This is a genomic window from Salipaludibacillus agaradhaerens (assembly GCF_002019735.1).
GTDB classification, from domain to species: domain Bacteria; phylum Bacillota; class Bacilli; order Bacillales; family Salisediminibacteriaceae; genus Salipaludibacillus; species Salipaludibacillus agaradhaerens.
Genome location: NZ_KV917378.1, coordinates 1,472,682 through 1,484,348, shown reverse-complemented (window position 1 = coordinate 1,484,348; position 11,667 = coordinate 1,472,682). Strand labels below are relative to the sequence as shown.

Below are 11,667 nucleotides of genomic sequence, written 5' to 3'. Positions count from 1 at the left end.
AATACTTCTATAAAGTACGTGCTTAATATAGAAACAGGGCTGTTTTGGAATACCGATGACATTGAAAAGATAATGTCTTTAGATACCTCATGTTGGTGAAAAGAAAAGAGATAGTATGTTAAAGTATAAAGAGTTAATAACATGAAAAAAGGAGGTAGGGAAATGCCTCATTTTCCTCTCATTTTGATAAGTGCTGTTATTTGTGTAGGGGCTTTAGTGGCAACATTGATGATCGGCATGAAACCAGAAGACAAAAACTATCGAAAACATACTAAAAATCGTATGATTATCTTATCAAGTATATATGTGGTCACGTTCGTACCAGCGCTCGTATTTACTATTCTTTATTTCTTTTTTATGCGTTGACGATTTTTATGTGAATTAACTGAGAGTATGGTATTGTAAACCATTATACCTCTTGTTTGTTAGGTGTAGAGTTGACATTATAAGTTAGTATGTTTAATCAACTACATATTAGAGCTTCAGTTTTAAACCTTCGTGCGTAGCTTTAAAACCTAGCTTCTCATAAAAGCGCAGAGCATCGGGACGTTGTTTATCCGTTGTCAATTGAACTAAATGGCATTTCCTTTCTTCTGCGCGCTTTATAGCCCAGTGAATAAGTTCTGTCCCTACACCTTTATTTCGAGTTGATGCGTCAGTTCTAACCCCTTCAATAGTGGCTCTCCATCCCCCTTGATGCGTTATATATGGGGTAAATGTGATTTGCATAACCCCGATAATGTCATTTTTTATACAAGCTATAATTAATTCATTATTTGGATCGGTTGTAATAGCATGAAATGCTTTAAGGTAACTTTCGGGAAGGGGGTGCTCGTTTCGCTCTCTTTGCCTACCTAATACATCGTCTGAAAGCATGGCCACAATTCTAGGCAAATCCTGTTCTTTGGCAGTTCGAAACGTTATGCTTTTAGTCATTGCAAAGCCTCCTCCATAGTGTGTTTCTTTAATAATTGAGTAGAAATAAAAGAATATAACTTCTTTTGTAAATAGTTGCTTGTTTTTAATCATAGTTTCTTAATATAAGGTTTAGTCCACAATGTAGTAATGCTGACAGTTATTTTTTACAGCGATTTCATAATGAGGTTTTTAAAGTATAACACGTCTAATATGAAATAGATTTCATTATATGCGGATGATAAAAAGTCACTGAAACGTAAGGCGGCGCCCTCCTGAGGAGGAAGCGCAGTCTGAAGTGAAGTCACATTCATTATTTGAACTTTCTATTTTATTTTCAATGATGAGATTCATTCAGTTATAGATGATGTTTATTATCTGATAAAAGCTGTATCACAATTTGCAAGAGCATCCTTTAACCAACGGGGATGCATCGTAAGTAAGTTTTGTGGAAGCTTGTTAGGATCATAGAATTGTACGGCAAGTGATTCATCAGAATGGCATTGTAGTTCTCCCCCAATTATTTCTGCAAGAAAACAAGTTGTAATAAAATGAACAGATTTCCCGTTAGGGTAGTTGAAAACTTGTGATGCCGGATCTGAATATACACCGATAAGCTTCTTAATTGTTACGTCTAAGTTAGTTTCTTCTTTCACTTCTCTGACAGCGGCCTCTGTCACAGTTTCTCCTATTTCTATATGTCCAGATGGAATGCCCCACAACCCCACGTCAGCCCGCTTCTGCAAAAGGACGTGGTTCTCTTCATTTAAAATAATAACAGCAACACCAGCTCTTAATTCATCGATGTGATGCATAAACTTAACGCCTCCTTTTAAATATAAAAAACGAGAAGAAAGGTTTACAGCGCATACTAAATACACTGAACCTTTCCCCTCGGACCTTTTATGTCAATAGGTGCCTTTTACATACGTAAAAGATGTAGACCTCGGTCACAGACCTATTTACTAGCGGAACCCTATCTACAGTTTTCCAGTTCTTCAATAATAGTTATGACATTGTTAACTGTTTACTATTTTATACTCTAAAAGGAAAAAAATAAAGGGATTTCAAGGAAAAAAACTTAAATGATTGATTTGAAAACATTTTTTACTTTTTTTAGTATAAGTAGTATAATGTAAGAAACAGAGAAAATTAGTATAAAAATGGGTGATAAATTAGTATGGAGTCAAGTTCATTACTGAGAGCATAGGAGGATAATAGATATAGATTGACAGATTATTATACATAATTAAAAAGTTAATGTTGCGGGGGAACGATATAGTTGAGAAGGTAAAACCTGACCCTTTGAACCTGATTACAGTTAATACTGACGTAGGGAGCAATTACATAAACCGTATGTATTGCAGCGCTTTCTACTATGACTATTAGGAAGCGTTTTTTAATATTTGTTTGCATCTATTTAAAATATTTGAGGAGGCTTTTAATATGAAAACAGTGCTTAGTATCGCTGGCTCCGATTGCAGTGGTGGCGCAGGAATTCAAGCAGATTTAAAAACATTTTCAGCTCATGGAGTTTTTGGGATGAGTGCTATCGTATCAGTCGTTGCTGAGAATACGAGCCGGGTCATTGATATACAGGATGTAACGCCTGATATGATTGAGAAGCAAATTGATGCTGTCTTTGAAGATATTGGGACAGATGCTGTCAAAATAGGGATGTTATCGACACCGCAGTGCATGAAAGCTGTTGCCAAAAAACTGATAGAATATTCACCGCGTAATGTTGTTATAGATCCTGTTATGTATGCAAAGAATGGCGCACCATTAATGGATCCTAATGCGGTAGAGACGTTGATTGACGTCGTTATTCCCCATGCAGATATATTAACGCCAAATATCCCTGAAGCAGAAAAAATAGCTAATGAAAAAGTGACGAATACGGCTGATATGGAGACTGTTGCCAGAAAAATTCACCACATGGGGTGTAAAAATGTTCTTGTCAAAGGTGGTCATGCTATGGGAGATGCTTTGGATGTGTTGTTTGACGGCGAATCATGCTATCACTTTAAAACACGTAGAATTGAAACGAAAAACACCCATGGAACGGGTTGCACTTTTTCTTCTGCAATCGCCTCTAATCTGGCGCTGGGAATGCCAGTAAATCAGGCGGTAGAACTAGCAAAAGAGTATGTGACGACAGCTATTGCCAACTCACTTGCTATTGGAAAAGGAAATGGTCCAACACATCATTTTTACGATTTATATAAAAATGGCCTTAAAGCGACTAAAAATGAAAGCTTAAAATAATGCGAACTAATCATCAACTTAACCCTTTGAATGGCTTCTAGTAGCTTATGAATCAAAAATTCAGTAGTAAGGAGACATGTTATATGGGAAAAAAAATATTTTTAGCAGCTCCGTTTAAAAGCTTAGTAGATAAAGAGACATCCATACTTGAAACTAACATGAAAAAGCGACTTATAGATTTAATAAATTATTTGGAGGATTTAGGATATGAGGTTCATAATGCCCATAAACGAGAATTATGGGGAAAGGAGTTTATGACGCCAGAACAGTGTACAAAAATCGACTATGATGAAATAGAAAGTTGTGACATTTTTATCGCTTTTCCAGGACTTCCAGCCTCTCCAGGGACCCATATTGAGATCGGATGGGCATCGGCATTTAATAAAAAAATGATCCTGTTATTGTTTGAAGATCTGGAGAATTACGCATACTTAGTAAGGGGATTGCACACTGTCTCAGACGTTAATTATATCGTCTATAGTGAAGAAGATTCTTATATGGACAGATTAGATGCGCTTATAAAGGAGATAGAAAATAATGAAGTTCAGTCACTTTGAAGAGGCTTACCTTCACACCATGGATCAAGTCTATTATTCTCCTGAGTATGAGAATAATCCGAGAGGATTTAAAAGTAAAGAACGATTAAATTGTTCATTTGAAATTAAGAATCCCATTGAACGAGTATGTTATAAACCATCTCGCCAAGAAAATATAATCTTCAATTTTGCTGAGGCTCTTTGGTATTTATCAGGAAGCAATAAGTTGGATTTTATTAGTTATTACGCTAGCAATATCGCAAAGTATTCTGCTGATGGTGAGATATTGACTGGGACTGCTTACGGTCCGAAACTGTTTTCATTTGGAGAGAACAAGATCAATCAATGGGAAAGGTTAATTAACGTATTAATAGAGGATAAAGATACGAAACGTGGGTTTATTCAAATATTTGATGCAAATGAAGATATTTTTTTACGCAATATTGATGTGTCATGTACGATAGGCTTACAATTTTTTCAAAGAGAGAATGACTTGCATTTATGTACTTTTATGAGAGCGAATGATGCGTTTCGAGGTATTGTAAGCGATATATTCTCGTTTACATTTATTCAAGAAATGATGGCGACGCAATTAGGTTTAAACACTGGTAAATACTATCACAATGTGGCGACGATGCATATATATGAGCCCGACAATCCAAAGGTTGAGAGTGTGTTATCAGATGAAACGAATACTTGTCAGTTGAATTATTCATTTCCGTCTATGCCACACAAAAATAATTGGGAGGATTTGAGGACAGTTATTGAATATGAAGCATTATTAAGAAACAGGGAACTGGCATTATCAAAGGAACAGATTGATGCTATAGAGATTGACGAGTATTGGAAACAGCTCATCACGTTGTTTGCTATCTATCAAAGCATCTATTATTCAAAAAAAATAGACGCACAGTTGTACCATACTCTGTTACCGATCTATCAATATTTTGTTAAAAATAAATGGGCAAGTCTTTTATAGGAGGATGAGATCATGGGGACGTCATGGAAATCATCAGATGTCACGGAAAAATTTAATGACTATAATGACATGCTTGAAGATATATTAGGGTTTCAAGTATTATTCGACGAAATAAAAGAAAGCAGCCAAGCCCATCATATACTTGATTATGGATGTGGGCCAGGGAAAGTAGCTGAACGATTAGCTGGACTTAACGAAAATTACCAAATCGTAGCTGTAGATGAGTCTAAAGGTATGGTAGACATTGCAAAAAATTATCGCCATAAAGAAAATATTGATTACCGGCTTATAGCCAATGATAATTTAAGTTTTTTACAGGATAACTCAATGGATATTGTGATCATTTGCTTTGTGTTTATAAATATATCGAGTGAAGAGCGGATAGGAAACGTCATTAAAGAAATTTACAGAGTTTTAAAACCTTCTGGAAAATTACTGATTTTAGATTCTAACCCAAATGCGATCGGCTATGAATTCTCAACATTTAGAAATGGTGTAAAAGGCAAGACCTATAAAAACGGTGATAAGAAACAACAATTTTTGCATATTTTAAATAGGCCTGACTTAGTTCTAGATGACTATTATTGGACACGAGAGTTTTACATGTCAGTTTTAGAGGAGGCGAGATTTAGCGAAATTGGTACATGTGAACCGACGATTGAGACGCTCACAGCTAGGAAAGTGGAACAGGCTAAACAGAAATACAATGTCACAGAATGGGGAGATGAAAAAGATCAAGCCCCCTTTATTATTTTTAAAGCGAAGAAAACGGACATGTAGCTAATAGATGTAAATTTAAAGGAGGATATATGATGAACAGGCTTTTATCTATAAAGGGAAAAATAGCTTCCATCATGAGTATACTCGTTTTCACAAGTATTTTTAGCTATTCGAGTCACGTTTACGGAGATGGCCAACTTACAGAAACGGAAGAGTTAGATTCATTGACTGTAGCTTTATATCCTTATGTGCCAGATTTGGAAAGGTTCGAAAAGGCGGTTGCCGAAGAATGGGCTACCGTTCAACCAGATGTGGCATTGAATTTTGTAGATTGGGATGGATATTCTTCGGATCCATATGAGGATTTAGATGTGTTTGTTTTTGATGCGATATACCTTTCTCATTTTATTGAGGAAGACTATTTGATGCCACTTACACATGATGAGATTGATGAAAGTTCAGATATTTTATCATTCGCATTAGATGGCGTCACAGTTAATGATCATGTTTATGCAATTCCACAGATCGTGTGCACGAACTTGTTATACACAAGAGCAGATGATTCATCCCTGTCAGAAGTGTCATCAGTTCCTGAGTTATATCAGAAGGTTGGGCCTAGACAATCTAGTGGCATTATTCCAGAGCATGGTGAAGGTCTGTTAATAGACATGTCAGGTAGTACAACGAAAGTTCTTATGTATCTTGATGCGCTCCTTGATACAACAGGCGTCTATACGGACTATGACGTTTTACCAGAATTAACTCACTTAAACAGAAGTGCGTTGAAGAGTCTTGTCATGTTACAACGAATGGCAGGAGCGCAACAGTCAAATTATTGGCCAGACAATAATGATCCCTATATCCGAGCTAAATGGTTTGAAGAAGGCTATGGCAAAGCTTATATTGGTTACACAGAAGCTATGTCATCCATGGGTGATTTTGCTAATGACGTTAATTTCAAAACAATATCTTTATCAAATACGACAGATATCCCAGTATTTTATGGTGATGTGGTCGGCATAAATTCAGCAATCACTGATGAAGATAAACAGGAAGTAGCTATTGAGCTAGCTAATGTTATTGCCGCATCAGACACATTAGTTGATGCTGTGGCACCAGACGAGAATAATCCCTATCCCCAATACCTGCTACCAGCGAGAGAGAGCGTCTATGATAAGTTAGCAGGGGACTATCCGATTTATGGAGAGTTAAAAGGTATAGCAACCCATGAAAACAATAAACTATTTAAGATGGGACCAGATGCTCGACCATGGCTGGATGAAGCGAAACCTATTATTGCGGAGAAGTTAGCCACAAAAGCCAGTAAAAAAACACTAGATTATCGTCCTGCAATTAAATAACTAGATCGTAAAACATGACAGGATCATAAGGCTAATATCATCTGAAATCTAACATTTTGAGATGCTTTTATCAATTAGAGATAATGGCATCTTTTTTAGTTGTGTAAAGTTAACTTTACAAAATGTATAGTTTGTTTTACAATATATCTGTAAAGTAGACTTTACATTTTGGAGGAGGAAGGATTCATGTGTTAATAAATAACGTGAAAGAATTACGTGCAAAACATGGGATGACGCAAAGTGCTTTAGCCGAAAGAGTCAATGTGACGAGACAAACAATTGTAGCATTAGAAAAAGGGAGTTATATCCCATCGTTAATGCTAGCTATGAATATAGCTAAAGCCTTTGACTTAGCTATTGAAGATATTTTTTTTATAAAGGAGGAGGATGAAACATGAGTATCTTTCGCCATATAGCCATCACTATGACGTTAGTAGTATTATTTGGGTGGGTCATGAGTGAATTCTATTTAGCAATGGTGGATATATCGCAGTTCAATCCTAGTGCTGGAGATACGACGATGTTTGAGATAAATCTTAATCCGTTGCTTGCCTTTGTTTGTTTAGGTGGTGTGACGACTTTTGTCCGTCTTCGAAAGCGTAAGAAAGAGGAATGGTCGAAAGCCTTGTTACTGCCTGAGGAATTTAACGAAAAAGATGAACGGGAGACTGAATTAACGAATCGAGCTTGTCGGGCATCTTATATTAGTTTAATGTGGGCCACGCCGATCATTTGTGCTCTGTTGCTTTTTTATCCAATTGTATCAGAGACAATCCCATTTTATCCGATTATAATTTTTCTCTTATTGCCTTTAACCCAGTTATTAACTTACATCATCTCATGGTATCGACATTATTAATCTTAATTCTGTTTTAAGGGTTAGGATCTTCTCTTCAACTCAACGCGTAGTCTACATGAGAATTATTAATCAGGTGACGTCGAGACGCCACCTGATTTCTCGATACTTCAATCATTTATTTTATAGCAATATAAATGTTAATGTCGCCATTTACTTGGTATTCTTCATAATCATAGGAGTAAGCTCGTTTTAATTCACCTGATTCTTCTAGATGCCAAATTTTTTGCCACGCCTTAAAAACGCCTTGTTCATCAGTTGTATCGACGTTAAAAATCTCATATTTTTCATTTTCTGAAAGTGATAAATCAGCCGCTTCCTCTGTCGTTTTAATTGCGACACTCAATGTATAGTCCCCTTTATAGTCACTCTCATAATCATGATATAGTCCGTATAGGGAATCATGATGATCAGCTAGCTTAGAACTAGCGGCTTTCCATAGCTCAGTTATTTTTTGCAATACGAGATCATCATTAAAATTGTTAGTTCGTGTACTTTGAATAAGTGATAAGTTCATGAGATTAGCTCCTTTTTGGTATGTAATGGTAAACAGCAATCGGGCTTTCGAGTTGTTTAATTCAAGGGAGTATAGGCTATAAAGATAAATATGGGAACATGTGTTCTTAAATAGTTTAGCATATATCTTTTTTCTTGTCTATTGTAATTGTAAGAGTTAATTGCTCTCAGCAAAGGGAGAGGGGGGATAATAAATGAGCGGTGGTCATGAAATATCGAGGGGTAGTTCGTTTACTTTGCGAAACACATTTGCATACTAAAAGACATGTTATTTATTGTCAAACAACATGTCAAACGTTATATCTAATTGAAAAACAGGTAATAAAGGGCGCCTGCTACAATAAAAAGTGGTGTGATGACATATAAGGAACGTTTAACGCTCTTAAAAAAAGCACGGCTTCCTCGGCCTTTTTCCTCCACAACTGCAAGCTCAGCGGCAAGCCAAAACAGAGTCACAGCACCTATCCCGATTCCTAGTATCCAACCCATCATACCATCCTTTCCCAGTTTAATAATTAAATTGTAACACAGCTAAGTCGAGTGAATAATGATGTTTTTAAAGCAATAACACGCCTAATATACAATAAGTATTAATTTTATCGTAGACAACCATCCGGCTGAAATGAGACAGTCATAGTCATGATTTGAATTTATGACTTTCATTTAGCTAAGTAGTAGATTAATTTTCTTTAGAACAGGAGGAGTTATTAACAGTGTCTGCTGTTATTTTCACTTGACAACAAGTCGTTGTTTTAGATTTTTTACTAGTAGAAGTTAAAGCTTTAAACTATTTTTTCATAGGGTGTCACCTCCTTTTTATCATAGGATTTTTTATGCTAAGAAATGAAATAGAAGATAAAACCTGAAATAGTTGACATGGCGATGACTGAGATGACAAACATGACGATGAGTGTTTTCTTGAAGATCGCTTTTAATAACACTAGCTCTGGCAGACTTGCGCCAGCAGAACTTATCATCATTGCCATGACGGGGCCAAGGGCCATGCCATTCATGATTAAAACTTGTGAAATAGGAATCATACTCGATAAGCGGATGTATAAAGGAATGCCGACAACCGCTGCTACTGGAATGAGCCAGAGGGCATCTCCGCCGAAATGAGCGCTAATAAATTCAGCTGGTACGAGTCCATGAATGACGGCGCCAATTGCAGCACCGAGTAATAAGTAAGGATAGACATTTTTCATTAATGTTAACGTGTCTAACCACGCGTGCTTAAACGAAAAGCGAGAATTTTTTGCCTGATAGCCTGTCATGATGACTTTTTTAACGTCTTTCTCAAACCCGAATTTCTCTAAAGATAGTCCAATAACTAACGATAAAGTAGCGGTAATTAACATATATATAATGGTTACTTTCCAGCCCATGATTACTGTCATAATTGTTAAAATAGTTGGATCAAGTACAGGTGAAGCGAATAAAAACACCATGACGATCCCGAATCTTACGCGGTTTTTAAGCAGGTTAACAATGATTGGGATCGTGGAGCATGAGCAAAAAGGCGTGATGAAAGCAAATAATAGGGCAATAATTGCGCCAACTAATGGATGCGACGTTTTCAGCTTTCGCTCAACTTTATCGTAAGGTATGTAGCTTTGAAATAAATTAATGAGAAAAGACACGATGACAAAAAGAGCCGTCAATTGGAATGCCAGTGTAGCGAAGCTTATAAATGTGTCGACCATAATAACCTCACCTTTTAAAATTATTTGTTTGTAAACTTTACATCAAAAAAAATTGATATATTGAATAGTAATTAACCCCGGTGACCGTCACGAATCAGCCGGGCGTAGAAGACAGCAGAGTTCCTCTGAAAGTAAATGATTAATAACATCAGAGTGAATAGTATAATAGTTCCAAGTTCCTCTTTTTTCTTTTAATATTAAATCTGCCTCTAACAAAATTTTTAAATGATAAGAAAGCTTTGATTGAGGAAGATCTAGTACCTCTGTTAAATCACACACACATGTGGCCCCTTGTTGACAGAGAAGCGAAAGAAGATGCAACCTTTTTTGATCAGCCAGTGCTTTAAAACGCTTCTCGTATAGAGAGAAGTCAGGTAAGGCTTTAACTGGTATTGTCTTGTTCATATCATCACCCTTATATCAAATTTATTTGATTTATGGAAACGATACCACACTTGAAAATTATTGGCAAGCGATTAATTATAAAAATTGCAGGTATATTTTTAGCAATCGTGATATCTCTCACATCGTATTCCTTGAACTCCTTCTATAATAATTAAGAGAAGAAAATGAAGGGGGTTAACGATGAAACTACCCAACTTTAATCAAAATCCTTTTATTGTCATATGGGAACTGACGCGTGCTTGCGAGTTGAAATGCCTTCATTGTCGAGCAGAAGCACAATACCATCGCCACCCTTTAGAATTGTCATTTGAAGAAGGGAAGGCATTAATAGATGAAATTTACGAGATGGACAATCCGATGCTCGTTTTTAGTGGAGGAGACCCCTTAATGCGTCCAGATGTGTTTGCCCTTGCTGACTATGCAACGCAAAAAGGTGTCCGGTTATCTATGACCCCAAGTGCCACGGAAAATGTGACAAAACAGGCTATTGAGAGGGCAAAAGAAGTAGGTCTTGCTAGGTGGGCTTTTAGTCTTGATGGGCCTACAGCGAAGATTCATGATCATTTTAGGGGGACAGAAGGATCGTTTGCATTGACGATGAAAGCGATCTCGTATTTGCAGGAATTGGATGTGCCGATTCAAATTAATACCGTTATCTCAAGGTACAATTATGAGACGTTAGAGGAGATGGCGGCATTAGTAGAGAGGTTAGGTTGTGTGTTGTGGAGTGTGTTTTTTCTTGTGCCGACTGGCAGAGGAAAGGAATCAGATATGATTGCCCCCGTAGAGCATGAAAAAACGTTTCTATGGCTATACGAATTAAGTAAACGGTCAACATTTGATATAAAAACAACAGCAGCACAGCATTATCGTCGTGTTGTTATTCAACAAAAAATGAGAGAGAGCACTAGTGGAGACAAATCAATTCGCTATAAAGATGTATTAAGTGAAGGACATACAGGGAAAATCGATGGTCTTGGACGAGCGCCAAAAGGGGTTAATGATGGAAACGGGTTTGTATTTATTTCACATATTGGAGATGTTTATCCAAGTGGACTATTGCCCGTGAAATGTGGGAATGTACGGGACACCCCGATTGCAGAGATTTATCGAGAATCTCCCATATTAAAACAGCTTCGAACACCTGATAACTATAAAGGGAAATGCGGGACTTGCGAATTTCGTTACGTGTGTGGCGGCTCCCGCTCTCGCGCTTATGCAATGACAGGTGACTATTTGGAAAGTGATCCGTTTTGTATCTATATTCCGAAAGCATTAAGATAACAAGTTATTAATTCTCGTAAAATAGACAGGCTATGGAATATGTCGATTTGAATTATTAAACAGATCAAATGAAGCATTGTGAGAATAATAATTTTTGATATGGAAAATGGCTCTCACAACTGTG

The 11,667-nt window shown here is 36.8% G+C and carries 15 protein-coding genes and 1 riboswitch; of the genes, 9 read left to right on the top strand and 6 right to left on the bottom strand.

Features of this window, described 5'->3' with window-relative positions:
* Positions 1–162: 162 nt before the first annotated feature.
* Complete coding sequence (locus tag BK581_RS07220) at positions 163–366, top strand: hypothetical protein (RefSeq protein ID WP_078577532.1); 204 nt, start codon at positions 163–165, stop codon at positions 364–366.
* A gap of 108 nt (positions 367–474) precedes the next feature.
* On the opposite strand, the gene BK581_RS07215 is transcribed toward BK581_RS07220, so the two are convergent.
* Together BK581_RS07215 and BK581_RS07210 are read right to left on the bottom strand one after the other, a co-directional pair.
* A complete protein-coding gene (locus BK581_RS07215; RefSeq protein ID WP_078577531.1) occupies positions 475–936 on the bottom strand; it encodes a GNAT family N-acetyltransferase in 462 nt (153 codons plus the stop codon).
* 353 nt (positions 937–1,289) lie between these two features.
* Entirely contained in the window at positions 1,290–1,730 is a 441-nt protein-coding gene (locus tag BK581_RS07210) for an NUDIX domain-containing protein (RefSeq protein WP_078577530.1), read from the bottom strand.
* A 442-nt stretch (positions 1,731–2,172) separates the two neighbouring features.
* A riboswitch (TPP riboswitch) is annotated at positions 2,173–2,271 on the top strand.
* A gap of 90 nt (positions 2,272–2,361) precedes the next feature.
* Here BK581_RS07210 and thiD point away from each other — a divergent pair.
* The 7 genes from thiD to BK581_RS07175 all read left to right on the top strand — a co-directional run bounded on the left by thiD (position 2,362) and on the right by BK581_RS07175 (position 7,638).
* A complete protein-coding gene (gene thiD, locus BK581_RS07205; protein WP_078577529.1) occupies positions 2,362–3,183 on the top strand; it encodes a bifunctional hydroxymethylpyrimidine kinase/phosphomethylpyrimidine kinase in 822 nt (273 codons plus the stop codon).
* Positions 3,184–3,266: 83 nt separating this feature from the next.
* Complete coding sequence (locus BK581_RS07200) at positions 3,267–3,740, top strand: TIR domain-containing protein (RefSeq protein WP_078577528.1); 474 nt, start codon at positions 3,267–3,269, stop codon at positions 3,738–3,740.
* The gene (locus BK581_RS07195) at positions 3,721–4,698 is read left to right on the top strand and encodes a thymidylate synthase (RefSeq protein WP_078577527.1); all 978 of its coding nucleotides are present in this window, start codon (positions 3,721–3,723) and stop codon (positions 4,696–4,698) included. Before BK581_RS07200 ends, BK581_RS07195 begins: the two co-directional genes overlap by 20 nt.
* A 12-nt stretch (positions 4,699–4,710) precedes the next feature.
* Positions 4,711–5,478 (top strand): class I SAM-dependent methyltransferase, encoded by a 768-nt coding sequence (locus BK581_RS07190; protein WP_078577526.1) that lies wholly within the window; start codon positions 4,711–4,713, stop codon positions 5,476–5,478.
* Positions 5,479–5,507: 29 nt separating this feature from the next.
* Positions 5,508–6,779, top strand: coding sequence for a thiamine pyridinylase (gene bcmE, locus BK581_RS07185; RefSeq protein ID WP_211273953.1), 1,272 nt, complete (start codon positions 5,508–5,510; stop codon positions 6,777–6,779).
* 188 nt (positions 6,780–6,967) lie between these two features.
* Positions 6,968–7,177: a helix-turn-helix transcriptional regulator gene (locus tag BK581_RS07180; RefSeq protein WP_276327420.1), complete on the top strand. Its 210-nt coding sequence runs from the start codon at positions 6,968–6,970 to the stop codon at positions 7,175–7,177.
* Positions 7,174–7,638: a hypothetical protein gene (locus tag BK581_RS07175; protein ID WP_078577524.1), complete on the top strand. Its 465-nt coding sequence runs from the start codon at positions 7,174–7,176 to the stop codon at positions 7,636–7,638. Before BK581_RS07180 ends, BK581_RS07175 begins: the two co-directional genes overlap by 4 nt.
* A 115-nt stretch (positions 7,639–7,753) precedes the next feature.
* Here the strand turns inward: BK581_RS07175 and BK581_RS07170 are convergent, their stop codons facing one another.
* The 4 genes from BK581_RS07170 to BK581_RS07155 form a co-directional block, all read right to left on the bottom strand.
* Positions 7,754–8,152, bottom strand: coding sequence for a GyrI-like domain-containing protein (locus BK581_RS07170; RefSeq protein ID WP_078577523.1), 399 nt, complete (start codon positions 8,150–8,152; stop codon positions 7,754–7,756).
* A gap of 302 nt (positions 8,153–8,454) precedes the next feature.
* A complete protein-coding gene (locus BK581_RS07165) occupies positions 8,455–8,640 on the bottom strand; it encodes a hypothetical protein (protein ID WP_078577522.1) in 186 nt (61 codons plus the stop codon).
* Positions 8,641–8,987: 347 nt separating this feature from the next.
* The gene (locus BK581_RS07160) at positions 8,988–9,854 is read right to left on the bottom strand and encodes a permease (RefSeq protein ID WP_078577521.1); all 867 of its coding nucleotides are present in this window, start codon (positions 9,852–9,854) and stop codon (positions 8,988–8,990) included.
* Positions 9,855–9,941: 87 nt separating this feature from the next.
* On the bottom strand, positions 9,942–10,259 hold the full coding sequence (locus BK581_RS07155; RefSeq protein ID WP_078577520.1) for an ArsR/SmtB family transcription factor: 318 nt from the start codon (positions 10,257–10,259) through the stop codon (positions 9,942–9,944).
* 180 nt (positions 10,260–10,439) lie between these two features.
* Here BK581_RS07155 and BK581_RS07150 point away from each other — a divergent pair, with 180 nt between their 5' ends.
* The gene (locus BK581_RS07150; protein ID WP_078577519.1) at positions 10,440–11,543 is read left to right on the top strand and encodes a TIGR04053 family radical SAM/SPASM domain-containing protein; all 1,104 of its coding nucleotides are present in this window, start codon (positions 10,440–10,442) and stop codon (positions 11,541–11,543) included.
* Positions 11,544–11,667 lie beyond the last annotated feature (124 nt).